General features: G+C 58.5%; 22 protein-coding genes. 12 read left to right on the top strand and 10 right to left on the bottom strand.

Going from position 1 to position 23,225, the window contains the following annotated elements; all coding sequences use genetic code 11:
* Positions 1–4: 4 nt before the first annotated feature.
* Positions 5–526: an RNA 2',3'-cyclic phosphodiesterase gene (gene thpR, locus ACOYXH_RS13910; protein ID WP_220556423.1), complete on the top strand. Its 522-nt coding sequence runs from the start codon at positions 5–7 to the stop codon at positions 524–526.
* A 235-nt stretch (positions 527–761) separates the two neighbouring features.
* On the opposite strand, the gene ACOYXH_RS13905 is transcribed toward thpR, so the two are convergent.
* The 5 genes from ACOYXH_RS13905 to ACOYXH_RS13885 form a co-directional block, all read right to left on the bottom strand.
* Positions 762–1,859 (bottom strand): polyamine ABC transporter substrate-binding protein, encoded by a 1,098-nt coding sequence (locus tag ACOYXH_RS13905; protein ID WP_093440814.1) that lies wholly within the window; start codon positions 1,857–1,859, stop codon positions 762–764.
* 189 nt (positions 1,860–2,048) lie between these two features.
* Positions 2,049–2,924 carry an ABC transporter permease subunit gene (locus tag ACOYXH_RS13900; protein WP_460410824.1) on the bottom strand — a complete coding sequence of 292 codons (876 nt, stop codon included), beginning with the start codon at positions 2,922–2,924 and terminating at the stop codon, positions 2,049–2,051.
* Positions 2,921–3,802, bottom strand: a complete 882-nt coding sequence (locus tag ACOYXH_RS13895) for an ABC transporter permease subunit (protein WP_371857722.1) — start codon at positions 3,800–3,802, stop codon at positions 2,921–2,923. The genes ACOYXH_RS13900 and ACOYXH_RS13895 overlap by 4 nt, the downstream gene beginning before the upstream one ends.
* A 29-nt stretch (positions 3,803–3,831) precedes the next feature.
* On the bottom strand, positions 3,832–4,974 hold the full coding sequence (locus ACOYXH_RS13890; protein WP_007919249.1) for an ABC transporter ATP-binding protein: 1,143 nt from the start codon (positions 4,972–4,974) through the stop codon (positions 3,832–3,834).
* Positions 4,975–5,338: 364 nt separating this feature from the next.
* Positions 5,339–6,100 (bottom strand): gamma-glutamyl-gamma-aminobutyrate hydrolase family protein, encoded by a 762-nt coding sequence (locus ACOYXH_RS13885; RefSeq protein WP_095047961.1) that lies wholly within the window; start codon positions 6,098–6,100, stop codon positions 5,339–5,341.
* Positions 6,101–6,382: 282 nt separating this feature from the next.
* On the opposite strand from ACOYXH_RS13885, the gene ACOYXH_RS13880 reads away from it, so the two are divergent.
* The 5 genes from ACOYXH_RS13880 (at position 6,383) to ACOYXH_RS13860 (ending at position 13,255) form a co-directional block, all read left to right on the top strand.
* Entirely contained in the window at positions 6,383–7,759 is a 1,377-nt protein-coding gene (locus ACOYXH_RS13880; RefSeq protein ID WP_007918694.1) for a glutamine synthetase family protein, read from the top strand.
* Positions 7,760–8,043: 284 nt separating this feature from the next.
* Entirely contained in the window at positions 8,044–9,534 is a 1,491-nt protein-coding gene (locus tag ACOYXH_RS13875) for an aldehyde dehydrogenase (protein ID WP_460410823.1), read from the top strand.
* A 49-nt stretch (positions 9,535–9,583) separates the two neighbouring features.
* Positions 9,584–10,867 carry an NAD(P)/FAD-dependent oxidoreductase gene (locus ACOYXH_RS13870; protein WP_016987688.1) on the top strand — a complete coding sequence of 428 codons (1,284 nt, stop codon included), beginning with the start codon at positions 9,584–9,586 and terminating at the stop codon, positions 10,865–10,867.
* A 415-nt stretch (positions 10,868–11,282) separates the two neighbouring features.
* Complete coding sequence (locus ACOYXH_RS13865) at positions 11,283–11,831, top strand: cupin domain-containing protein (protein ID WP_007950154.1); 549 nt, start codon at positions 11,283–11,285, stop codon at positions 11,829–11,831.
* Between the two features lie 305 nt (positions 11,832–12,136).
* On the top strand, positions 12,137–13,255 hold the full coding sequence (locus ACOYXH_RS13860; RefSeq protein ID WP_095124566.1) for a hypothetical protein: 1,119 nt from the start codon (positions 12,137–12,139) through the stop codon (positions 13,253–13,255).
* A gap of 121 nt (positions 13,256–13,376) precedes the next feature.
* Here the strand turns inward: ACOYXH_RS13860 and ACOYXH_RS13855 are convergent, their stop codons facing one another.
* The gene (locus ACOYXH_RS13855; RefSeq protein ID WP_116029572.1) at positions 13,377–13,670 is read right to left on the bottom strand and encodes a fructose-bisphosphate aldolase; all 294 of its coding nucleotides are present in this window, start codon (positions 13,668–13,670) and stop codon (positions 13,377–13,379) included.
* A gap of 579 nt (positions 13,671–14,249) precedes the next feature.
* On the opposite strand from ACOYXH_RS13855, the gene ACOYXH_RS13850 reads away from it, so the two are divergent.
* Entirely contained in the window at positions 14,250–14,549 is a 300-nt protein-coding gene (locus tag ACOYXH_RS13850) for a hypothetical protein (protein ID WP_460410822.1), read from the top strand.
* Between the two features lie 77 nt (positions 14,550–14,626).
* Here the strand turns inward: ACOYXH_RS13850 and ACOYXH_RS13845 are convergent, their stop codons facing one another.
* Positions 14,627–15,058, bottom strand: a complete 432-nt coding sequence (locus ACOYXH_RS13845) for a hypothetical protein (RefSeq protein ID WP_095047954.1) — start codon at positions 15,056–15,058, stop codon at positions 14,627–14,629.
* Positions 15,059–15,222: 164 nt separating this feature from the next.
* Between ACOYXH_RS13845 and ACOYXH_RS13840 the strand changes: the two genes are divergently transcribed.
* The 3 genes from ACOYXH_RS13840 to ACOYXH_RS13830 all read left to right on the top strand — a co-directional run bounded on the left by ACOYXH_RS13840 (position 15,223) and on the right by ACOYXH_RS13830 (position 17,214).
* On the top strand, positions 15,223–15,612 hold the full coding sequence (locus ACOYXH_RS13840; RefSeq protein ID WP_095047953.1) for a hypothetical protein: 390 nt from the start codon (positions 15,223–15,225) through the stop codon (positions 15,610–15,612).
* 15 nt (positions 15,613–15,627) lie between these two features.
* Positions 15,628–16,050, top strand: a complete 423-nt coding sequence (locus ACOYXH_RS13835) for an HD domain-containing protein (protein WP_095124569.1) — start codon at positions 15,628–15,630, stop codon at positions 16,048–16,050.
* A gap of 141 nt (positions 16,051–16,191) precedes the next feature.
* A complete protein-coding gene (locus ACOYXH_RS13830; RefSeq protein WP_460410821.1) occupies positions 16,192–17,214 on the top strand; it encodes an AbrB family transcriptional regulator in 1,023 nt (340 codons plus the stop codon).
* Between the two features lie 199 nt (positions 17,215–17,413).
* On the opposite strand, the gene ACOYXH_RS13825 is transcribed toward ACOYXH_RS13830, so the two are convergent.
* Positions 17,414–18,190: an NAD(P)H-dependent oxidoreductase gene (locus ACOYXH_RS13825; protein ID WP_095124571.1), complete on the bottom strand. Its 777-nt coding sequence runs from the start codon at positions 18,188–18,190 to the stop codon at positions 17,414–17,416.
* An 85-nt stretch (positions 18,191–18,275) separates the two neighbouring features.
* Here ACOYXH_RS13825 and ACOYXH_RS13820 point away from each other — a divergent pair, with 85 nt between their 5' ends.
* The gene (locus ACOYXH_RS13820; RefSeq protein WP_460410820.1) at positions 18,276–19,169 is read left to right on the top strand and encodes a LysR family transcriptional regulator; all 894 of its coding nucleotides are present in this window, start codon (positions 18,276–18,278) and stop codon (positions 19,167–19,169) included.
* 251 nt (positions 19,170–19,420) lie between these two features.
* Positions 19,421–20,206, top strand: a complete 786-nt coding sequence (locus tag ACOYXH_RS13815) for a DeoR/GlpR family DNA-binding transcription regulator (protein WP_095047948.1) — start codon at positions 19,421–19,423, stop codon at positions 20,204–20,206.
* A gap of 140 nt (positions 20,207–20,346) precedes the next feature.
* Here ACOYXH_RS13815 and ACOYXH_RS13810 read toward each other — a convergent pair whose 3' ends face one another.
* Positions 20,347–21,630, bottom strand: a complete 1,284-nt coding sequence (locus ACOYXH_RS13810; RefSeq protein WP_460410819.1) for an NAD(P)/FAD-dependent oxidoreductase — start codon at positions 21,628–21,630, stop codon at positions 20,347–20,349.
* Positions 21,631–21,777: 147 nt separating this feature from the next.
* Positions 21,778–23,142 carry a glutamine synthetase family protein gene (locus tag ACOYXH_RS13805; protein WP_095047946.1) on the bottom strand — a complete coding sequence of 455 codons (1,365 nt, stop codon included), beginning with the start codon at positions 23,140–23,142 and terminating at the stop codon, positions 21,778–21,780.
* Between the last annotated feature and the right edge of the window lie 83 nt (positions 23,143–23,225).

Below are 23,225 nucleotides of genomic sequence, written 5' to 3'. Positions count from 1 at the left end.
GGCCATGACCGAAGAAGCGAAGCGACTGTTTTTCGCCCTCGATTGCCCGGCGGTGCAACGCAAGGCAATTGCTCATTGGCGCGGGGAGTTGGGTTTGCGAACCGGTAAGCCGGTGCCGGCGGACAATTTCCACCTGACGCTGCTGTTTCTCGGCGCCGTGCCCTTGGCGCAGATCAACGAAGTCTGCGAGGCCGCCGGACAAGTGCGTACGCCGGGAGAGGCCTTGAGAATTCCGCTTGATCGACTGCAGGTCTGGCATCGCGCCGGGGTGTTGTCGCTCGCCCCCGAGCAGGCCCCGCAGGCGCTGCTGCGGCTGGTCTACGCATTGGAGCAGGCGATGTTGCCTTTTGGTTTTGAAGAGACGCCCCGCGAGTTTCGTCCGCATCTGACCCTCGCCCGAGACTACCGTGCGCCAGAGCCGGAATCCGCCACGCCGCCGGAGTTTTTCTTGCATGCCGAACGCTTTGCCTTGTTCGAATCGCACAAGGGTCGCTATCGCATCCTGCAGGATTGGCCGCTGATTTGAGCGCACAAAAAAAGGCGCCCGAGGGCGCCTGAAATTCACCTTGACCGAGGAAGCCAGGTGAGGCCGTTCATTGCAGGGTGCAGCGGTGGTAAGGCGCTGCGTGAACGGGAAATTTTTACACTGATCGTTCCCACGCTCTGCGTGGGAATGCCTCTTGTGACGCTCCGCGTCACGCTTTGGGACGCAGAGCGTCCCGGACTGCGTACCCACGCGGAGCGTGGGAACGATCATCGGCTCACTTACCGAGTTTCACCCGGGTCCAGCCACGGGTCATGATCCGCTGGGTGGCAATCGGCTGATCCGGCACCGCATACAGCGTCGCCATCACCGCTTGCGACGGGTACGAACCCGGGTCGTTGCGGATCGCTTCATCCACCAATGGCGTCGCCGCCGCATTGGCGTTGCTGTAGCCGTTGCTGTTGGTGATCTCGGCGATGATCTCCGGGCGCATCAGGAAGTCCATGAACAGGTAGGCGTTCTCGACGTTCGCCGCATCGCGGGGGATCGCGACCATGTCGTAGAAGCTGCCGGCGCCTTCTTTGGGAATGCTGTAGTCGATCACCACGTTGTTGCCCGATTCCACCGCGCGAGCCTTGGCCTGCAGCACGTCGCCGGAGTAACCGACCGCCACGCAGATGTTGCCGTTGGCCAGATCCGAGATGTATTTCGAGGAGTGGAAGTACGCCACGTTCGGGCGGATCTTCATGAACAGCGCCTCGGCTTCCTTGATGTGCGCGGTGTCCTTGTCGTTCACCGGGTAGCCCAGGTAGTGCAGGGCGGCCGGGATCATTTCGGTCGGCGAATCGAGGAAACTGATGCCGCAGGCTTTGAGTTTTTCAGCGTTTTCCGGTTTGAACAACAAATCCCATGAATTGGTCGGGGCGTTGGCGCCGAGCACTTCCTTGACCTTGGCCGGATTGAAGCCGATGCCGATCGAGCCCCACATATAAGGGAACGCGTGGGCGTTGTCCGGATCACTGGCGGCGGCGTTTTTCAGCAGCACCGGGTTGAGATTCTTCCAGTTCGGCAGCTTGGATTTGTCCAGCGTCTGATAGACGCCGGCCTTGATCTGCTTGGCCAGGAAACTGTTCGACGGCACGACCAGGTCGTAGCCGGATTTGCCCGCCAGCAAACGCGCCTCGAGGGTTTCGTTGCTGTCGAAGACGTCGTAGGTCACGCGGATGCCGGTCTCGTCCTCGAACTTCTTGACGGTGTCCGGCGCGATGTAATCAGACCAGTTGTAAACACGCAGCACCTTGTCGTTGGCCTGGGCGCCCATGACCATTGCGCCCATTAAGGACAGTGTCAGCAGAGTCCTGCCAAACATTTTCATCGGTACAACTCCATTCTTTTTATTCACGTTACGCAAAGCCCCCTCACCCTAACCCTCTCCCAGGGGGAGAGGGGCTGACCGAGGGGCTGACTACATTTGTGTAGGAGCTGTCGAGTGAAACGAGGCTGCGATCTTTTGATCTTTCACATCAAGATCAGAAGATCGCAGCGTGCCGCAGCTCCTACAGGGTTATGCGGTGGCGGCTTGTTGCGGTTGCTGCCACGACTCGTTTGCGGTCTGATCCATCGCTTCCTGAATTGCCCGCTTGCGATTGGCTTCTGCCTTGCGGCCGAAGTACCAGACCAGGAAGGTCACCAGCGACACCGCCAGCAGAATCAGGCTGGCCACGGCGTTGATCTCAGGCTTCACGCCCAGACGCACCGCCGAGAACACTTCCATCGGCAACGTGGTCGAACCCGGGCCGGAAACGAAGCTCGCCAACACCAGGTCATCCAGCGACAAGGCGAACGACATCATGCCGCCCGCCGCCAGCGACGGCGCGATCATTGGAATGGTGATCAGGAAAAACACCTTGAACGGTTTCGCGCCGAGATCCATCGCCGCTTCTTCGATCGACAGATCCAGTTCCCGCAAGCGCGCGGAGACTACCACCGCGACATAAGCGGCACAAAACGTGGTGTGGGCGATCCAGATCGTGACGATGCCACGCTCCTGCGGCCAGCCGATCAACTGCGCCATGGCCACGAACAGCAGCAACAGCGACAGACCGGTGATCACTTCAGGCATCACCAACGGCGCGGTGACCAGACCACCGAACAGCGTGCGACCCTTGAAGCGCGTGACGCGGGTCAGCACGAAAGCGGCGAGGGTGCCCAGCGCCACGGCAGCAATCGCGGTGTAGCAGGCGATTTCCAGCGAGCGCACCACCGAGCCCATCAGTTGCGTGTTGTCGAGCAGGCCGACGTACCACTTCACCGACCAGCCGCCCCATACCGTCACCAGTTTCGAGGCGTTGAACGAGTAGATCACCAGAATCAGCATCGGCAGATAAATGAACAGCAGGCCGAAGATCAGCATGAACTTGGAAAAACCGAAGCGTTTCATCCCCGTGCCTCCATCTCTTTGGCCTGGCTGCGGTTGAACAGCAGAATCGGCACAATCAGGATCAACAGCATCACCACCGCCAGCGCAGACGCCACGGGCCAGTCGCGGTTATTGAAGAACTCTTGCCACAGCACGCGACCGATCATCAGGGTCTCCGGGCCACCCAACAGTTCGGGAATCACGAACTCACCGACCACCGGAATGAACACCAGCATGCAGCCGGCAATAATCCCGTTCTTGGCCAGCGGCACGGTGATTTTCCAGAAGTTGTTGAAGTTGCTCGAACCCAGGTCCTGCGCGGCTTCCAGCAAGCTGCCGTCGTGCTTCACCAGGTTGGCGTACAGCGGCAACACCATGAACGGCAGGTAGGCGTAGACCACGCCGATATACACGGCCGTGTTGGTGTTGAGGATCTCGATCGGGTGGTCGGTGAGCCCCGTCCACATCAGAAACCCGTTGAGCAAACCGTTGTTGCTGAGGATGCCCATCCATGCGTAAACGCGGATCAGGATCGCGGTCCAAGTAGGCATCATGATCAACAGCAGCAGGACGTTTTGCGTTTCCTTGCCGGTCTTGGTGATCGCGTAGGCCATCGGGAAACCGATCAGCAGACACATCAGCGTGCTCAGCGCCGCGACCTTCAGCGAACCGAGGTAGGCCGACAGGTACAGCTCGTCTTCGCCGAGCATGGTGTAGTTGCCGATGTTGAGCATCAGCTGGAATTTCTGTTCGGCGTAGGTGTAGATCTCCGAGTACGGCGGGATCGACAGCGCGGCTTCCGAGAAACTGATCTTCATCACCAGGAAGAACGGCAACATGAAGAACAGGAACAGCCAGATGAACGGAATGCCGATCACCAGTTTTCGCCCGCTGGGCACCAGGCGCAGGAATTGCTGATTGAAGGTTTTCATGAGCGCAGTACCACGCCGCTGTCGTCTTCCCACCAGACGTAGACCTTGTCGTCCCAGGTCGGGCGCGCGCCACGGCGTTCGGCGTTGGCCATGAACGACTGGACGATTTTGCCGCCGGGCAATTCGACGTAGAACACCGAGTGACCGCCGAGGTAGGCGATGTCATGCACCTTGCCTTCGGACCAGTTGTAGCGGAACTCGGGTTGGGTGGTGCTGACGAGCATTTTTTCCGGACGGATCGCGTAGGTGACCGACTTGTCCTGCACTGAAGTGCTGACGCCGTGACCGACGTAGATCTTCTGCTGCAAGTCCGGGCTGTGGATGATCGCGTGACCTTCAAGGTCTTCCACCACGGTGCCATCGAAGGCGTTCACGTTGCCGATGAATTCGCAGACCATGCGGCTGACCGGGGCTTCGTAGATGTCGACGGGGCTGCCGATTTGCGCGATCCAGCCCAGGTGCATGATCGCGATGCGCTCAGCCATGGTCATGGCCTCTTCCTGGTCGTGGGTGACCATCACGCAGGTCACGCCGACGCGTTCGATGATCTGCACCAGTTCCAGTTGCATCTGCGAACGCAGCTTTTTGTCCAGCGCACCCATTGGCTCGTCGAGCAGCAACAGCTTCGGACGCTTGGCCAGCGAGCGGGCGAGGGCGACGCGCTGACGCTGACCGCCGGACAACTGGTGCGGGCGGCGTTTGGCGTATTGAGTCATATGCACCAGACGCAGCATTTCATCGACACGGGCATCGATTTCACTGGCCGGCAAACGGTCCTGCTTGAGGCCGAAGGCGATGTTCTGCGCGACGGTCATGTGTGGGAACAGCGCGTAGGACTGGAACATCATGTTGATCGGCCGCTCGTACGGCGGCATGTCAGTGATGTCCACGCCGTCGAGCAGAATCCGCCCTTCGGTCGGCCGCTCGAAACCGGCGAGCATGCGCAGCAGGGTCGATTTGCCCGAACCGGAGCCGCCGAGCAAGGCGAAGATTTCGCCCTGATGGATCTCCAGGGACACATCGTCCACTGCCACGGTTTCGTCGAACTTCTTGGTGACACGATCGACTTTCACCAGCACCTTTTTCGGTTGCTGATGACCTTCAAGTGCCTTCCTGTAAGTGCTGGAGGCGTTTGCCATGTGAAACTCCCAACAGGTTTCGTTCGCCGGGCCAATGTGGCCGGGCTTAAGTGGATTGCAAGCCTGTAAGCGCAATCTCAGTCATTACACATCCCCTGTAGGAGTGAGCCTGCTCGCGATGAGGCCATGTCAGTCGACATCTCTGTTGACTGGTCTATTGCTATCGCGAGCAGGCTCACTCCTACAGGGGAATTGCGCATGCCTGACTGACCTTGCACTGCCGAGGGCTTGTTCGGCGCCGCCGTCCTGGCTGCCTGGGTCGTACTTGTTGTTATTACGGGTGTTGTTGTTCACGAATGACGGATGCGCAAAGGCACACCCGACGTCCGTGGGGGCAGTAAATCGTTGTGACCTTTGGGGTGTGTCAGCGCTGGTTGCGCCGCGCCGCCCGTTGCCGACAAGCCGCGCCGAATGCCTGGAAAATCTTCAGGTAGTTCGGGTTATCGAGCACTTGCCATTCCGGGTGCCATTGCACGCCGAGGGCGAAGGTCGGGCTGTGCTCGACCGAGATCGCCTCGATCAAGCCGTCCGGCGCCACCGCTTCGGCACGCAAGCCGGGAGCGAGGCGATCAATGCCCTGGCTGTGAATCGAGTTGACCTGGAACTCGCCGGGCAATCCCAGCGCCTCGAACACGCCGCCAGCAAGCACGGTCACCGCGTGAGCCGGCGCGTATTGCACGGCCACATCAGGGCTATCGGCTTCACGGTGATCAAGCATGCCTGGCAGCTCATGCACCTTCTGATGCAGGCTGCCGCCGAACGCCACGTTCATTTCCTGGAAGCCCCGGCAAATGCCGAGCACCGGAACGCCCGCCGCGATGGCTGCACGTAATAAAGGAAGGGTGGTGGCATCCCGCGCCGGATCATGATCCGTGCCGGGTTCGCTGGCCGGGCCTTGATAGTGGAAGGGCTCCACGTTCGAGGGCGAGCCGGTCAGCAGCAGACCGTCGAGTTGACCGAGCAGGTCTTCGATTTCAGTCAGCTTGCCAAGGGAAGGAATGACCACTGGCAGCCCGTTAGCGCCAACGCTGACAGCACGTACGTACTTGTCGCCGCTGATGTGATAGGGGTGCAGGCCAATCTGTTTGACGCAGGCAGTAACGCCGATCAATGGCTTGAATGCCATTTTTATTCACCTCGAAGTTTGACACTTGAACGAGCTTTTCCGGAGCTTAGCCTCGTTGATTTTAATTAACAACTGCCATGTAAAAAATTCTAAACGCCGTTCATCAAATCTTCATGATTCTCGGGCCTGTGGCGCCTGTATTGGCACGCAAGTGTTAAAAAAAGCCCGAAAAATAAACCCTGAACGGCCATCTGTTCGCTATTGACTTCACTTTGCCGTTCGGGTTGACTGGCTCGGCGAAACAGCAGTGAACATAATAATTAACAGCTAAATAGGTGCATCATGTCGGTCCCTCTGCGTACCGTTCAACTCAACGAAGCAAACGCATTCCTTAAGAAATATCCTGAGGTTTTGTACGTCGACCTTCTGATTGCGGATATGAACGGTGTGGTGCGCGGCAAGCGTATCGAACGCACCAGTCTTCATAAGGTTTACGAGAAAGGCATCAACCTGCCGGCCTCGCTTTTCGCGCTCGACATCAACGGCTCCACGGTGGAAAGCACCGGTCTGGGTCTGGATATCGGCGACGCTGACCGCATCTGCTACCCGATCCCCGGCACCCTGAGTATCGAGCCGTGGCAGAAGCGCCCAACCGCACAACTTCTAATGACCATGCACGAGATCGAAGGCCAGCCGTTCTTCGCCGACCCGCGTGAAGTGCTGGCCAACGTCGTGCGCAAATTCGACGACCTCGGCCTGACCATCTGCGCGGCATTCGAACTCGAGTTCTATCTGATCGACCAGGACAACGTGAACGGTCGTCCGCAATCGCCACGTTCGCCGGTGTCCGGCAAGCGTCCGGTGTCGACTCAGGTGTACCTGATCGACGACCTCGACGAATACGTCGATTGCCTGCAAGACATCCTCGAAGGCGCGAAAGAGCAGGGCATCCCGGCTGACGCGATCGTCAAGGAAAGCGCCCCGGCGCAGTTCGAAGTCAACCTGCATCACGTCTCCGACCCGATCAAGGCGTGCGACTACGCCGTCCTGCTCAAGCGTCTGGTGAAGAACATCGCCTACGACCATGAGATGGACACCACCTTCATGGCCAAGCCGTATCCGGGCCAGGCGGGCAATGGTCTGCACGTGCACATTTCGATCCTGGACAAAGAGGGCAACAACATCTTTGCCAGCGAGGATCCCGAGCAGAACGCCGCGCTGCGCCACGCGATCGGCGGTGTGCTGGAGACCCTGCCTGCGCAAATGGCGTTCCTCTGCCCGAACGTCAACTCGTACCGCCGCTTCGGCGCGCAGTTCTACGTACCGAACTCGCCGAGTTGGGGTATCGATAACCGCACCGTTGCGGTTCGTGTGCCAACCGGGTCGGCCGATGCTGTGCGTATCGAGCATCGCGTCGCCGGTGCTGACGCCAACCCGTACTTGCTGATGGCTTCGGTGCTGGCCGGTATTCACCACGGTCTGACCAATCAGATCGAGCCGGGCGCCCCGGTGGAAGGCAACAGCTACGAGCAGAACGAACAGAGCCTGCCGAACAACCTGCGCGACGCACTGCGCGAACTGGACGACAGCGAAGTCATGGCCCGCTACATCGACCCGATGTACATCGACGTGTTTGTTGCGTGCAAGGAAAGTGAGCTGGCCGAGTTTGAGAACTCGATTTCTGACCTTGAGTACAACTGGTATCTGCATACGGTGTGATTGGCTGAGGCCCTCAAAAGCTGAAGAGCCCCTCACCCTAACCCTCCCGAAACGTCGGACCGCCCGGAGGGAGAGGGGACTGATTCGGGGATGCTCGGGGAATCCGCCGACCTGAACGATTTTTGCCGAATCTATATTCGACTCGGTCGTTCAGGTCGGTGTATCTCCCAAGACAACTCGGTCGGTCCCCTCTACCCCCGGGAGAGGGCTAGGGTGAGGGCAGCCATCTCAAACCAGACACAACACCCCGACACCCCCAATCCCCCCCTTGTCGAGCCACAACAATGACAACGACCCGCAACGACTGGGAACAACGCTTCCAGTCCCTGACCATCGAAGCCCGCGCGTTCATCAACGGTGAATACCGCCCGGCCATCAGTGGCGACACGTTTGAATGCCTGAGCCCCGTCGACGGGCGTTACCTCGCCTCCGTGGCCAGCACCGATGAAGCCGACGCCAACCTCGCCGTTGAAGTCGCGCGTCAGTCTTTTGAATCCGGCGCGTGGGCGAAAAAAGCCCCGGCCGAGCGCAAGCGCATCCTGATTCGCTTCGCCGATCTGATCCTGCAGAACCAGGAAGAGCTGGCGCTGCTGGAAACCCTCGACATGGGTAAACCGATCAGCGATTCGATGAGCATCGACATCCCGGCGACCGCCAACGCGATCCGCTGGAGCGCCGAAGCCATCGACAAGATCTACGACGAAGTCGCCGCCACACCCCACGACCAACTCGGCCTCGTCACTCGCGAGCCGTCGGGCGTCGTTGCGGCGATCGTGCCGTGGAACTTCCCGCTGATCATGGCCAGTTGGAAGTTCGCGCCGGCACTGGCAGCAGGCAACTCGTTCATCCTCAAGCCTTCGGAAAAATCGCCGCTGACGGCGATCCGCATTGCTCAGCTTGCGCTGGATGCCGGCATTCCGAAAGGCGTGTTCAACGTGCTGCCAGGCTTCGGCCACACTGTCGGCAAGGCGCTGGCGTTGCACATGGACGTCGACGTGCTGGCCTTCACTGGCTCGACGGCGATTGCCAAGCAACTGATGATTTATGCCGGGCAAAGCAACATGAAACGCGTCTGGCTCGAAGCCGGGGGCAAGAGCCCGAACGTGGTGTTTGCCGACGCACCGGACTTGCGCGCGGCAGCACAAGCAGCGGCCGGCGCCATTGCCTTCAACCAGGGCGAAGTTTGCACCGCCGGTTCGCGCTTGCTGGTCGAGCGTTCGATCCGCGAGCAGTTCATTCCGCTGTTGGTGGAAGCGCTGCAAGCGTGGAAACCGGGTCATTCACTGGATCCTGCCACCACCGTCGGTGCCGTGGTCGATCAGCGTCAACTCGACAACGTGCTGCGCTACATCAGCATCGGTCGCGAGCAGGGCGCCGAGCTGATTGCTGGCGGTCAACGCACCCTTGAAGAAACTGGCGGCCTCTATGTGCAACCGGCGCTGTTCGACGGCGTGACCAACGCGATGACCATCGCCCAGGAAGAAATCTTCGGCCCAGTGCTGTCGCTGATCACCTTCGACACCGCCGAAGAAGCGCTGCGGATCGCCAACGACAGCATCTTCGGCCTCGCCGCCGGCGTGTGGACCAGCAACCTGAGCAAGGCGCATACCTTCGCCCGTGGCCTGCGTGCCGGCAGCGTCTGGGTCAACCAGTACGACGGCGGCGACATGACCGCACCGTTCGGTGGTTTCAAGCAGTCGGGCAACGGTCGCGATAAATCGCTGCACGCGTTCGACAAGTACACCGAGCTGAAAGCGACCTGGATCAAGCTCTGACTCTATTACAGCGGTGGTCGCCTTTGATTGGCGGCCCTCGGAGAAACGTATGAAACAGCAACACGTAAACAGCTACTACGCCGCCACTCGCAATGAAGTCATCGACTTTCCGGTTCTGGAAGAGTCGGTCGAGTGCGACGTCTGCATCATCGGCGCTGGCTACACCGGCCTGTCTTCGGCGCTGTTCCTCACCGAAGCCGGCTACAAAGTGACGGTGCTGGAAGCGGCGAAAGTCGGCTACGGCGCGAGCGGTCGCAACGGCGGTCAACTGGTCAACTCCTACAGCCGCGACGTCGACGTGATCGAAGAGCGCTACGGCGACAAGACTGCAGAAATTCTCGGCAGCATGATCTTCGAAGGCGCCGACATCATCCGTTCGCGCATCAAGGAATACGACATCCAATGCGACTACCGCCCGGGCGGTATCTTCGCAGCGATGAACAAGAAACAACTCAACGGTCTGGCCGAGCAGAAGCGCGGCTGGGAGCGTTATGGCAACCGCAATCTGAAGATGCTCGACGCGGCTGAGATTCGTCGTGAAGTCGGCTCCGATGCTTACGTCGGTGGTCTGCTCGATATGCAGGGCGGCCACGTGCATCCGCTGAATCTGGCGCTCGGTGAAGCGGCTGCGATCACGCGTTTGGGCGGCAAGATTTACGAGCAATCAGCGGCTGTAGAAATCAAATACGGCGAGCCTAACGTCGTGCGCACCGCCAAAGGCCAGGTCCGCGCCAAGTACCTGCTGATCGCCGGCAACGCTTATCTGCCGCAAGGTCTCGACAACCGCGTGACCGCGAAAAGCATGCCGTGCGGTTCGCAGATCGTCGTCACCGAGCCGTTGACCGAAAAGCAGGCGCGCAGCCTGATCACCAACAACTACTGCGTCGAAGACTGTAACTATCTGCTGGATTACTACCGCCTCACCGCCGACAACCGTCTGCTTTACGGCGGCGGTGTGGTTTACGGCGCGCGGGAACCGGACGACATCGAACAACTGATCCGCCCGAAGATCCTCAAGACCTTCCCGCAGCTCAAAGACGTCAAGATCGACTACCGCTGGACCGGCAACTTCCTGCTGACCATGTCACGCATGCCGCAATTCGGCCGCATCGAAAAGAACGCCTACTACATGCAAGGCTACAGCGGCCACGGCGTCACCTGCTCGCACCTGGCCGGCAAACTGATCTCGGAAATGATCCGTGGCGACGCCGAACGTTTCGACGCTTTCGCGTCCTTGCCGCACATGCCAATGCTCGGCGGCCGCACCTTCTCCGCGCCACTGACCGCCCTCGGTGCTGTCTACTACTCACTGCGCGACCGTTTCGGCATCTAAGTTACCTCCCCGGCGGCGGCCCCCAAGACCCCGCCGGTTTTTTACCTGATACACCAAATATCAAAATGTAGGAGTGAGCCTGCTCGCGATGAGGCCAGCCCAGCCACCATCCCTCCCACAGAAACACCACAAACCCTGTGTGAGCGAGCTTGCTCGCGAAGGCGGTTATCCAGTCAAAAATAATGGTGAATGTGCCGCCCAATCGCGAGCAGGCTCACTCCTACAGGTCCGTATTACCAAGGCCAGAGGGACTTTTATCCCTCCGTCCATCGAACCTGCTGAGCAACACCGGCAAACGTGATTTAATAGCCGCCTTTCACGGTTCCGGGACACGGGAGCAACGTGATCCGCGCCCTCGGCGCGTCACCCGCCACCCACCCCCATCGCCCTTAAGTCGTTCTCACATAAGGCAGTCATGGATACGGGTTCTCGACTCAAACTAGTACGCGAAAGCTACAAACTCTCCCAGCGTGAGCTGGCCCGGCGTAGCGGCGTGACCAATGCCACCATCTCCCTGATCGAACAGAATCGCGTCAGCCCCTCCGTCAGCTCACTGAAAAAGCTGCTCGAAGGCATACCGATGTCCCTGGCCGACTTCTTCACCTTCGACCAACCCCCGCGCGAACACCAATACGTCTTCCGCGCCAACGAACAACCCGACCTCGGCCGCCACGGCCTGCGCCTGCTGCTGATCGGCGCCTCCGTACCCAGCCGCCAGATGCGCCTGCTGCGCGAGCAATACGCACCGGGCGCGAGTTCCGGGGAAGAGCCGATTGTGCATGCTGAGGGCGAGGAGTGTGGGTTGGTGACGCGGGGCACGGTTGAGTTGACCGTGGATGGGTCGGTGAGTGTGTTGAATGCGGGGGATGGGTATTACTTTCCGACGACGTTGCCGCATAAGTTTCGGAATATCGGGGCGGATGAGGCTGAGATAATTAGTGCGAATACGCCGGCGAATTTTTGAAATGAGGATTTTGTTCGACATTCGGAACAGCTGATACCGAGAAAAACCGCAGACAATGCGGTTTTTTTGTGCCTTTTATTTTTGTGTCTCTAATTCGCTAGGGTGTTTTTCAGGTGATGTTTTTGTGCCATCATTCGGTTCGGCGGATCTAGCGTGTGTTGAATGAGTCTTGACGTTTTCGCCGGTTTTAGCATTTGGCAGCTACGCATTTTTGCCTGGTGTTAACGGGTTTCGAATGCTAGTCGAGCGTTTAGGTTGTAGCCTGATTAAGTTTTATCTAATTAATGGAATGGTTGAGGTCATGTATGAAAGGGAGTTTTATAAAAGATTTTGTAGCGTTAGACATGGCGCTTTTTACAGAGTCAAAGGAACCTGTCGCAGATTGGTTGATTAATGAAATTGATTTTTGGAAAGACGTAACTTCTCGTGCTTATCCTGGTGGTGGTGTCGCGCAGGCTGATGTTCCAGAGATTGTTGAGTACTTACACGACTTGCATAGGATCAGGGAGGATCTGGATGCAGCCAACGGCAGTCTAAAGGTTCTTGGCCACAGGATTAAAGAGGCTAATGTGACTCGAAGATTGCCTTGTTTTGATGAGGTTTTGTCTGGCGACTTTAAGTCCGCAGTAGTAAGTGGCGAAGCACTCAAAATGGGTCTATTCGTTTATAGGTCATCGATGAGTGCCTCAGCTGTCGCTTTGGAAGACTTTTATAAAAGTTGGAAGAGTAGTCTGGCAGATGAAATAAAATCAACCAAGGAGTCAACATTTTCCGAGTTGAATAATTACCAAAAGTCTGTAAACGATCAATCTGATATGTATCTCAAGGCAATTAAAGAGGATGGGGATGCGAAGGTTAAGTTGATTCGTGAGACTGCGGAAAATGCTAAAATCGCCGCTGTCGAAGAAATAGAAAATTATGCAAGTACAGTTACCGATAGCGTTATCTCAAATGAGCCTGTAAGGTTTTGGGATGAAAAAAGAAAGCATCACCGGTTCAGGGCGTTGATGTTTTCAGGAGGGGCTGGTGTTTTGATAGTGTCGGTGGTTTCCTTGTTAGGTGTCCTCCTTCATATGACTTATTCATCAGATAAGGTTGAGAAAGTTGATTTTTTGAACATTACTCTGCCAGATCATTATCTTGTTGCTCTTGCCGTTCTTTTGGGGTCCGTAGGTGTATGGGTGCTAAGAGTTATCCTAAAGCTGATGATGACTAATCTGAATCTTGAAAGTGAAGCATATGCGAAATTGACTGCAATTAAGACTTATGTGGCCCTCAGTAAGTCGAAGTTGAGTGATGATACAGTTAATGGGTTTCACAAATCACTATTACAGTCTGGAGCTGCAGACTTTTCGGTTGAGGGAACATCGCCAGAGTTGGTAAAAATTGTGGAGCTGATCCTGAAAAAGCAAGAGAAGCCGTAACAGTTTTTCGGAGTTGGAAATTTCCAAGGGCTGTTTTTAACGCGCAAGTGCGGTTAATGCAGCCCTTGAGAAATTAGAGCCATTCTAGATAACACTCATGTGCGTTTTTTATTCTTGTTTCTTACGTCATTAGACCTGCATCAAACCCCCGCTGCTCAATCACCCGAAACACATCACTCACATCCTGCACCATAATCCTGGCGATGTTGGTCACGGTGTTTATGTCCTGCTCGGCATGGTCGGGGAGGCGGATGCAGGCCATGAGGTCGAGGTATTTGAGGACGGCGTTGAGGCGTTCGGCGGCGCAGGCGTGAAGGTCGCGTAGTGGAGCGTTGGCGTCGATAAGGAGGACGGGGTGGTCGGTGGCGGGGTGGGACATTTCTGCGTAGTGGTGAAGCGGTTTATCACTTGTCATAAGTAAACTTCCTCGTACCTGGGAGAGAAGCTACTGCCATTCGCTGCGAGTCGAAGGGTGGTAGCCATGTGCGGGTTCGCAGACCGAGGATACGAGGAACCCGGCAGACCCGAAGGTCTCCCACACACAGCCACCATTGAGCGGATTTCGGGCGCTAGTGCGACCGCCACCGCTTTTAGGGGGCGCTAGGTTACTACACGTATCGTCAGGGCTGCGAAACCCTGGTGCTGAATTTGCTCAGCGACAACCCCACTCTAGGCATCAATTTCACCAGCCACAACCAACCTGTAGGACGTAAAATCCGTACCCGTGGCGAGGGCGCTTGCTCCCGCTCGGCGACACATCCGTCGTAATCCGGGGCGTGCGGTATATCTGAGAGAAACGGACTATCCGGTTTTGGCGCAGCTTCGCAGCCCAGCGGGAGCAAGCTCTCTCGCCACACGGGGTGTTTTCCTACGAAGTTTTCAGACGTCGAAATTGCGCGAGCCTTTTGGGCGATAACCATTCGTCCGCCACACCGCACCTTCGCCGCACACCTTCTTCCAATGCTGTAACTCCCCACACAAAGGAAGAGGCACCATGCAGAACCATAAAATCGCGGTGTTTACCCTCGCGGTGTTTACCCTCGCGGCGTTGCTGTCCGGCAGTTCGCTGTACGCGATCGCGGCTGGCGAAACGCCGACTCCGACAGCGAACGACGGCAACAGCCAGACTCGTGAACCGGCGTCTCCAGCCACCAATGCCGACCCGGATGCCGATTCGCTGCCCAAGGGTGGTGATGGTGGCAAGACCGACAATGGGCCGGTGCCTTCTGCCTCCAAACCCAGCCCTGCGGGTCAACCGTCCGGTAGCAGCAGTGGTGGTAATGGCGGTGGTTAACGGAAATCGCGCACTAAAAAGCCCGGTTTTTTAAGCCGGGCTTTTCTTTGTCTGTCGCAAGCGTGGATATCAGTCGTTTACTTCGTTTTCCAATGCCCGCCGCCATTCTCACAATCAATCCGCGCCTGCGCCAAATGTTCCACGTCGTAGTAATACGTGGTCACTTGTGCGTTGTCGGGGATGTTTAGGGCTTTGGCGTTTTTGTCTTTGCTGGTTGAGTGCGGGTTGGCCAGGGATTCCTGGGTGATCGTGGCGATACACGTGGCCTGGTAGTGATCGGCGCAATGTTCAACCTTGGTTTTTGTGCTGTTGAGCATGTCTTTGCTTTCGTTGCTGCACGACCAGTCGATGGAGTTGACGGGCATGCCTTCGTATTCATAACAACTGTGGGTTTCCACCGCTGGTACCGAGGCGCTGGAGGATTGGGTCTGGACGTCGCAGCCTTCGGCCATGACGCAGGTGGGGATGATGGCGAAGGTGGCGATCAGAAGCAGGAAGCGAATGTTCATCGGGGTTTCCTCTTCAATGGCGCCGTGTCTGATCGGTGATTTGGCGCTAATACAGATTCGAGATTCTGTGGAGGAGGGAGGTTCCATCGGGTTTTTGATTTGCTCCCGTCGCGTACACTGCGAAACAATCAGAAACATTAGCGCCCAAGGAATGGAGCATCACCATGATGGTCATCGGTAGCCGCAACAACGCTCCCACGACGCAACACAAAACCCACGACGTCTACATTTTCAGCATCGACCTGTCCCGGCCGGCCACGCCTTTGTGTTTCGAGCAGTCAATAGGTGGCGGGCATGCCGAGCAGGGCGGTGCGCGATGGTTGGCGCTGGATGAGCTGGACGCCTGGCCCGGCGATTGGCGTGAGCATCTGAACAAGGCTGATTGTGCCTGGGTTGCCGAATTGATCGATGCTCATCCGAAAGCCGATCAGGCTACCTTGGTGTCGTTGATTCTTCAGCGTCATTCCGGGCCTGCGGAGCCAGTCGGACGATTGAAAGCAATCGGCAACTGGCTCAAACGCAACATCCATGTCGGCGGCCGCTACGGCGTCTAACCCTCGGAGACTCCCATGACCCAGACCCTCGAACGCGCTATCGCCATTGCCGCCACGGCTCATGCCGGGCAGGTCGACAAGGGCGGTGCACCGTACATTCTGCATCCGTTGAAAGTCATGTTGCGCATGAGCACGCAGGAAGAACGCATCGTCGCCGTGCTGCACGATGTGGTTGAGGATTGCGGTATCAGTCTCGATGACTTGCGCAAGGAAGGTTTCAGCGAGGAAGTTTTGAGCGCTATCGAATCCGTGACCAAAGTGCCGGGCGAGTCCTATGAAGACTTCGTCGACCGCGCCGCGCAGAACCCGATCGGTCGGGTGGTGAAATTGGCGGATCTGGAAGAGAACAGCGACCTGTCGCGGATTGCCTCGCCGAGTTGGGAGGACCTCGAACGAATCGAAAAATACCGCCGGGCGATTGGCCGGTTGCGCGGCTGAAAACGAATACATCCCCTGTAGGAGCTGCCGAAGGCTGCGATCTTTTGATCTTGCTTTTAAAAACAAAAGTCAAAAGATCGCAGCCTTCGGCAGCTCCTACACGGGTTGTGGTGTGTCAGGTAAAAAGCCAGGAAGGCGACTATGAAATCCATTCTCTGTTTGTTGATGGCTGCCGGTTTCGGCGCGCTGTTGCAGTTCGAAGGCGTACCCCATGGCCTGCTGTTGGGTTCGATTGTCGTTACCGCATTGTTTGCCAGCAAAACTGGTATCGCGCCGGCAACTCCTTATGGACTGGGCTACATCCAGGTCACGCTGGGCATCGCCACCGGGCTGATGTTCGAAGCGTGGGACCGCGAGACGGCCTCGACGATGTTGCCGAGCCTCGGCGTGTTGCTGATTTGCCTGGCAGTGCAGATCGCATTGGCCGGATGGTGGCTGACGCGCGGTGCAGGCTGGAACCGCACTGATGCGCTGTTGGCGGTTTATCCCGGTGCGCTGGCCGCAGTGTTCGATCTACTCGAGTCGGAAAAGGCGTCGAGCAAGGTCATCATCGTGCATCTGATGCGCTTGCTGCTCATCACGGTGTTGGTGAGTTTCTTGATTCCCGGTCAAGCCGCTGCCGTGGCGGTTGCCGATGGTGATCCTTTAACGACAGGCATGGCACTGACCGCGTTTTCGGTGATCGCGTTGAGCGTGCTGCTCGGGCGCTTACTGCTGGTGATCGGTGTACCGGCGCCGTTCATGCTCACGGCGATCATCATTACGGCGGTGTTTGTGAAATCGGGATGGTTGCACGGGTTTCACATGCCAGACTGGAGTTTGAATCTTGCGGCGCTGATTCTCGGCGTGCGGATCGGCTCACGGTTTCAAGGTCTCGGCTTCGCGGAGCTGACGCGTCACGGCCGCACCGCGTTGGTCTCGGTTGGTTTGATGATCGTGGTCGCGGCGGTGTTTGCTGAAGTCGCGGCACGCTGGTTGGGCAGCGATCCGCTGTCGCTATGGCTGGCGTATATGCCGGGGGCGATTGAGACGATTGCGATTGTCGCGTTTGGTGGCGGGCTGAATGTGGTGTTTATTCTGACTCACCATCTGAGCCGGATGGTGTTGCTGCATTTCGCGCCGGCGTTGTTGGTGCAGGTGCGTCGGGCGCGCGAAGAAGCCTGACCGGAGCCACTGATGCCTGCATGTTGCGGTGTGTCAGTTAGATCCGTCCCCCTCACCCCAGCCCTCTCCCCCAAGGGGGCGAGGGGGAAGGGAGCCGATTGTGGGCTGTTCAAAACTTGAGTTCGGCTCGATATACCAGGTCGGCGTAGCTCGAAAAAACAACTCGGTCAGTCCCCTCTCCCTCTGGGAGAGGGCGGCGCTAGCGGATGTGTGATTGGAAGCCTTCGCTATCCGGTGCGATATCGCTCTTCAACGTCAAAGCAGGAATTTCGTATTCGCCGCCATTCTGCTGCCGAAACCCAATCGGCCGTGCACTCCACAACTCATCCAGCCGCCGCCCCAGCTCATCACAAGTCTCGGCATACCGCGCCGCATCCATCCGACTAGTCCGATACACCACAAACGGTGGCACTACTTCAAAACCGGGGTAGTACAAAATCCCGTGTTGAATCGGAAACAACAAATCATCAATCGGCCCGTTAATCCCGCGCGGTGCGTAGTGCGATTCCCAGCCACCGGTGGTGACCATCAACATCGCCCGTTTGCCTTGCATTTTCCCTTCGCCATAACGCTCGCCCCAACGACTGTCGGAGTGTTCGCCAACACCGTAGGCAAAACCGTAGGCGTACACCCGATCGACCCAGCCTTTGAGAATCGCCGGCATGGTGAACCACCACAATGGAAACTGCAGGATCAGCGCGTCAGCCCATAGCAGTTTCTCCTGCTCACGGGCGATGTCGGCAGCCTGAGTGCCTTCGGCGTAGGCGACTTTCGAGTCGAGGGAGGCGTGGAACGGTTTCGTCGCGTCGCGCTGCGGGGCGTCGTCGGCGTCGAGGGTGGCCTTCCAGTTCATCGCGTAGAGGTCGGAGACCTGCACGGTGTGGCCGGCGGCTTGCAGGCGCTGGACGCTGAAGTCGCGCAGCGAGCCGTTGAGGGACGTCGGTTCTGGGTGCGCGTAAACGAGTAAGACATTCATGTTGAAGCTCCGTTAGCTGAGTAACAGCAGGATCGGCGTTCAACAGGTATATTGGAAATGAATGTCTGATATGTCTGGTATAGCCATGAATAATTTGAGACGACTGGATATCAATCTACTGCTGACCCTCGATGTGTTGCTGTCGGAGCACAACGTCACCCGCGCGGCACAACGGCTGAACCTGTCGCAGCCGTCTGTGAGCGTGCATCTGGCCAAGTTGCGCGACATCTTTGGTGATCCGCTGCTGTTGCCCGGGCCGCGTGGTATGCGCCCGACGGCGCGCGCCGATGAACTGCGTGAACCGTTGCGCGAAGCGTTGGAGGCGTTGGCGAGGGCGGTGGCGCCGGCCAGTGCGTTCGACCCGGCGCAGGCGACGCACACCTGGAAAATCGCCGCGACCGATTACGGCGAGACGACGGTGGTGCTGCCGGCGCTGAACGGCTTGCGCGTACAGGCGCCGGGCACGCGGCTGGCGGTGGTCGATCTGACCCCGGCGCATTTGGTCAAACAGGCCGAGCAGGGTGTATTTGATCTGGCGCTGCACATCAGCGAAGACGCTCCGCCGGAGTTGTATCGGCGACCACTGTTCACTGAGCGTTATGTGTTGGCCGGCCGTATCGGCCATCCGGGATTGAAGTCTGCACCCACACGCAAGCAATTCTGCGCGCTGGAACACGTCATGGTGTCGCGCGAGGGCGGGGGCTTTTTCGGGGTGACCGATCGGGCGTTGGCCGATGTCGGGCTGATGCGCAAAGTGGTGTTGTCGGTGCCGCACTTTCTGATGGCGATGTCGGTGTTGGCCAGCACCGATCTGGTGGCGATGCTGCCGTCACGCCTGGTGCGTGGCAACCCGGCCTTGCAAGTGGTCGACGCGCCGCTGGAAGTACCCGGTTACGAGATGGCGATGTTCTGGGGCGAGCGTTCGCACCGCGATCCGGCGCACAAATGGTTGCGCGAGCAATTGCTGGCTTCGGTCTGAGGCCTTAGGCGTGACCCAGGGCAATCGCAAATGACACGACGATCATGCACGCAAACGCAAAATTGAGATTCATGAGGTGTTCATCCTGAGCCTTTTAGAGTGGGGCCATTCTGAACAGGTTGAAAGTAAAGAAAAAATTCGCCTTGTTGATTCCAATGATCGAAACAATTGATACCCCGTCGGTTTGTGTTCGTGCAAGGCTTTCGCTAATCTCGCGAAACCTGCAATTACAAGCACAAACAGGCACAACCATGCACGATCATTCCGCGGCTGAACTACCATCCCTGCGCCGGCAGAAAATCCTCTTGCTCCTCGAACGTGACGGTAAAGTTATGGCGTCCGAGTTGAGTCAGCACTTCGCAGTCTCCGAAGACACCATCCGCCGCGACCTCGCCGAACTGGACAACGCCGGGCTGGTGCAACGCGTGCACGGCGGGGCGCTGCCGCGTCCGAAAGACTCCGGCAAGGACTATTTCACCCGGCTGGACGAGACGGATGAGGTGAAAATCCGCCTGGCGCAACGGGCGGCGCAGGAGATTGAAGACGGGCAGATTGTGCTGTTCGATTCCGGCTCGACCACGTTGCAGGTGGCGCGCTCGTTGCGTGCAGATATCAGTATCACGGCAGTGACGGCTTCACCGATGACGGCGATTGCGCTCTCGGAATTCAAGGGGGTGAAGGTGATTCTCGCCGGCGGCCAGTTGAACCCGCGGACGATGGCGGCGGGAGGGCATGAGGCGCTGCGGCTGCTGGCGGGGATCAAGGCAGATCTGGCGATTACCGGGGTGTGCGCGATTCATCCGGAGATGGGGATTACCTCGCTGCATTTCGATGAAGTGCCGGTGAAGCAGGCGATGCTGGAGGGCGCGACCCGGGTGATTGCGGTGACTTCGGCGGACAAGTTGGGAGCGGTGGAGCCGTTTGTGGTGGCGCCGTGTACGCGCCTGCATACGCTGATTACCGAGCGGCATGTGGCGTCGGGGAGTGTCGAGGATTACCGGCGGTTGGGGATTGTGGTCGAGCAGTTGGCGGATTGAAGTTTTGTAGTGGGGCTGATGGCCTCATCGCTGGCAAGCCAGCTCCCACAGGTTTTTGCGGTGTACATGAAATTTGGGTACGCCACGGACACTGTGGGAGCTGGCTTGCCAGCGATGGGGTCAGCAGGATCAACACAGGCTTAGCGAAGTCGCTCAAGCATCTGGTAATACCACATCCCCGCCGCCAGCAACGGGTTACCCAACAAATCCCCCATCGGCACGCGAATGTGCTGGCACTGGGCAAACGTGTCGAACTGCTCCATCTGCCCAGTGATCGCCCGGCTCATGATTTCGCCCATGATGTGCGTCGTCGCGATGCCGTGCCCCGAGTAGCCCTGGCAGTACCAGACGTTGTCCGAGAGCTTGCCCAGTTGCGGAATGCGGTTGATCACGATGCCCATCGCGCAGCTCCACTGGTAATCGATCTGCACGCCTTTGAGCGCCGGGAAGGTTTGCTCGATGCACGGGCGCAGTTCGGCGGCGATGTCCCGTGAATCCTTGCCGCTGTAGTTTGCACCGCCACCGAACAGCAAGCGGCCGTCGGCGGTGAGGCGGTAGTAGTCGAGCACGAAACGGCAGTCGTACACTGCGAGGTCTTCGGGGTTGATCTGTTTTGCCAGATCGCCCAGTGGCGCGGTGGTGACGATGCCGCCCATGGCCGGGAAAATCTTGCCCTTGAGCTGCCCCGGTTCGAGCTTGTGATAGACGTCGCCGGCGAGCATCACCTGCTTGGCGTCGATCTGGCCGTGGGCGGTTCTTACGCCAGGCGAAGCGCCGTGAATGATCTCCAGCACTTCGCTGTTTTCGAAGATCAGTGCCCCGAGACTTTCCGCCGCCCGCGCTTCACCGATGCACAGGTTGAGCGGGTGCAGATGCATGTTGCGGGTGTTCTTGATTGCGCCGTGGTACAGGTCGCTTTGCAGCAGATCACGTACCTGACTGCGGTCGAGCAGGCTGACCTCATCGCCCAATCCGCGACGCACGGCTTCTTCATAATCCTTACGCAAATCAGTCATGTGGCTGGGTTTGTACGCAGCGTGTAAGTGGCCGTGTTTGAGATCGCATTGAATGCCGTACTTGTCGACGCGTTGCTGGATGATTTCATGTCCGCGCCAGCGCAGGTGCCAGATGAAATCATCGACCTCGCCGCCGAGTTTCGCGCGCATCTGTTTGCGCATCGCACCATCGCCGGAAAGGCTGCCGGTGACTTGTCCGCCGTTGCGCCCGGTGGCGCCCCAGCCGATCTTGTGGCTTTCGACGATGGCGACTTTCAGGCCTTTTTCGGCGAGTTCGACAGCGGTGGCGACGCCGGTGAAGCCGCCGCCGATGATCACCACGTCGACCTTGTGCCGGCCTTGCAGGGTCGGGTAGTTGGTGTCTTGGTTAAGGGTGGCGGTGTAGTAGGAATTGCAGCGTTCGGTCATGTCAGTGTCCACACGAATTCTTAGGTTGTACGCGCTCCCCTGTAGGAGTGAGCCTGCTCGCGATGAGGCCATGTCAGACACATTATTGCTGAATGACACACCGCTATCGCGAGCAGGCTCACTCCTACAGGGGGTAGGGGTGAGTCTTCAGGCCTCGGTGAGATACCAGCGCCAATCCTGCTCACCCACCTCGGCCATGAACTGCCGGTATTCGGCACGTTTCACCGCCAGATACACCCCGAGAAATTCCTGCCCCAAGGCATCCCGTGCCCACACCGAATTCTCCAGCGCCTGCAGCGACGTCAGCCAATCCGTCGGCAGCAATTCCTTCGCCTGCGCATAGCCATTGCCTTCAACCGGTGCACCCGGATCAAGGTCTTCACGAATGCCGCGATGAATCCCGGCAAGGATCGCCGCTGCCGCCAGATACGGGTTGGCATCGGCGCCGCAGATGCGGTGTTCGATGTGCCGGGTATTGGCCGGGCCGCCGGGAACACGCAGGCTGACGGTGCGGTTGTCGACGCCCCAGGTTGGCGCCAACGGTGCATAGCTATTGGCCTGGAAGCGCCGGTACGAGTTGGCGTTCGGGCAGAACAGCAGCAACGAATCGAGTAGCGAGGCGAGCATGCCGCCAATCGCCGTACGCAGCAGCGGGGTGCCGGCCGGGTCTTCCGAGGCAAAGAGGTTACGTCCCTCGCCATCGGCCAGACTCACATGCATGTGCATGCCGGTGCCGGCCAGATCATCGAACGGCTTGGCCATGAACGTTGCCTGCATGCCGTGCTTATGGGCGATGGCTTTGACCAGACGTTTGTAGCGCACGGCTTGGTCCATCGCCTCCAGCGCATCGCCATGTTCAAGGGTGATTTCCACCTGACCCGGCGCGTATTCGGAGATCGCCGTGCGCGCCGGAATGCCGTGCAGTTTGCAGGCGCTGTAGAGGTCGGCGAGGAACGGTTCGATCTGCTCCAGTTCGCGCAAACCGTAGACTTGGGTGTGTCGCGGTCGACCGCCGTCCGCGTCCAGTGCCGGTTGCGGGCGGCCGTTGTGATCGCGTTTGGCATCGAGCAAGTAGAACTCCAGTTCGCAGGCCATCACCGGGTGATAACCCTCGGCCTTGAGCCCGTCGATAACCTTGATCAGCAAGTGTCGCGGGTCGGCGATGCTCGCGGGCATGCCCTCGGTCGGATGCATGCTGACCTGCACGGCGGCGGTCGGAATCTTGCGCCATGGCAGGCGTACCAGACTGCCTTCCAGCGGATAGGCACGGCAGTCGATGTCGCCGACATCCCAGACCAGGCCGGAGTTTTCGACGTCTTCACCCTGTACGGTCAGGCCGAGGATGGTGCTGGGTAGCGGCCGACCGCTTTGGTACACGGCAAGCAGTTCTTCGCGGTGCAACAGCTTGCCGCGCGGCACGCCGTTGGCGTCGAGGATAAACAGCTCGATCATGTCGATATCGGGGTTCTGTTCAAGGAACAGGCGTGCGTCTTCAATAGCTGCGAATTTCATAACGATCACTCACGATGGCGCCGCACAGGCGCGCAGATTCGGGCCGGGCACGACGCGACAAAAAGGCGTAGGTGTCCTGGCAG

Source organism: Pseudomonas sp. Mb7 (assembly GCF_054790525.1).
The sequence above is the reverse complement of the archived record's forward strand: the minus strand, read 5'-3'. Positions and strand labels throughout refer to the sequence as shown.

Excerpts from the sequence above, each read along its gene's own strand:
- ACOYXH_RS13875 (WP_460410823.1), top strand. The coding sequence starts at position 8,044 with ATGACAACGACCCGCAACGACTGGGAACAACGCTTCCAGTCCCTGACC.
- ACOYXH_RS13880 (WP_007918694.1), top strand. The coding sequence starts at position 6,383 with ATGTCGGTCCCTCTGCGTACCGTTCAACTCAACGAAGCAAACGCATTC.
- ACOYXH_RS13815 (WP_095047948.1), top strand. The coding sequence starts at position 19,421 with ATGCACGATCATTCCGCGGCTGAACTACCATCCCTGCGCCGGCAGAAA.
- ACOYXH_RS13885 (WP_095047961.1), bottom strand. The coding sequence starts at position 6,100 with ATGGCATTCAAGCCATTGATCGGCGTTACTGCCTGCGTCAAACAGATT.
- ACOYXH_RS13905 (WP_093440814.1), bottom strand. The coding sequence starts at position 1,859 with ATGAAAATGTTTGGCAGGACTCTGCTGACACTGTCCTTAATGGGCGCA.
- ACOYXH_RS13810 (WP_460410819.1), bottom strand. The coding sequence starts at position 21,630 with ATGACCGAACGCTGCAATTCCTACTACACCGCCACCCTTAACCAAGAC.
- ACOYXH_RS13825 (WP_095124571.1), bottom strand. The coding sequence starts at position 18,190 with ATGAATGTCTTACTCGTTTACGCGCACCCAGAACCGACGTCCCTCAAC.
- ACOYXH_RS13805 (WP_095047946.1), bottom strand. The coding sequence starts at position 23,142 with ATGAAATTCGCAGCTATTGAAGACGCACGCCTGTTCCTTGAACAGAAC.
- ACOYXH_RS13840 (WP_095047953.1), top strand. The coding sequence starts at position 15,223 with ATGATGGTCATCGGTAGCCGCAACAACGCTCCCACGACGCAACACAAA.
- ACOYXH_RS13835 (WP_095124569.1), top strand. The coding sequence starts at position 15,628 with ATGACCCAGACCCTCGAACGCGCTATCGCCATTGCCGCCACGGCTCAT.
- ACOYXH_RS13865 (WP_007950154.1), top strand. The coding sequence starts at position 11,283 with ATGGATACGGGTTCTCGACTCAAACTAGTACGCGAAAGCTACAAACTC.
- ACOYXH_RS13890 (WP_007919249.1), bottom strand. The coding sequence starts at position 4,974 with ATGGCAAACGCCTCCAGCACTTACAGGAAGGCACTTGAAGGTCATCAG.
- thpR (WP_220556423.1), top strand. The coding sequence starts at position 5 with ATGACCGAAGAAGCGAAGCGACTGTTTTTCGCCCTCGATTGCCCGGCG.
- ACOYXH_RS13860 (WP_095124566.1), top strand. The coding sequence starts at position 12,137 with ATGAAAGGGAGTTTTATAAAAGATTTTGTAGCGTTAGACATGGCGCTT.
- ACOYXH_RS13820 (WP_460410820.1), top strand. The coding sequence starts at position 18,276 with ATGAATAATTTGAGACGACTGGATATCAATCTACTGCTGACCCTCGAT.
- ACOYXH_RS13850 (WP_460410822.1), top strand. The coding sequence starts at position 14,250 with ATGCAGAACCATAAAATCGCGGTGTTTACCCTCGCGGTGTTTACCCTC.
- ACOYXH_RS13870 (WP_016987688.1), top strand. The coding sequence starts at position 9,584 with ATGAAACAGCAACACGTAAACAGCTACTACGCCGCCACTCGCAATGAA.
- ACOYXH_RS13845 (WP_095047954.1), bottom strand. The coding sequence starts at position 15,058 with ATGAACATTCGCTTCCTGCTTCTGATCGCCACCTTCGCCATCATCCCC.
- ACOYXH_RS13900 (WP_460410824.1), bottom strand. The coding sequence starts at position 2,924 with ATGAAACGCTTCGGTTTTTCCAAGTTCATGCTGATCTTCGGCCTGCTG.
- ACOYXH_RS13830 (WP_460410821.1), top strand. The coding sequence starts at position 16,192 with ATGAAATCCATTCTCTGTTTGTTGATGGCTGCCGGTTTCGGCGCGCTG.
- ACOYXH_RS13855 (WP_116029572.1), bottom strand. The coding sequence starts at position 13,670 with ATGACAAGTGATAAACCGCTTCACCACTACGCAGAAATGTCCCACCCC.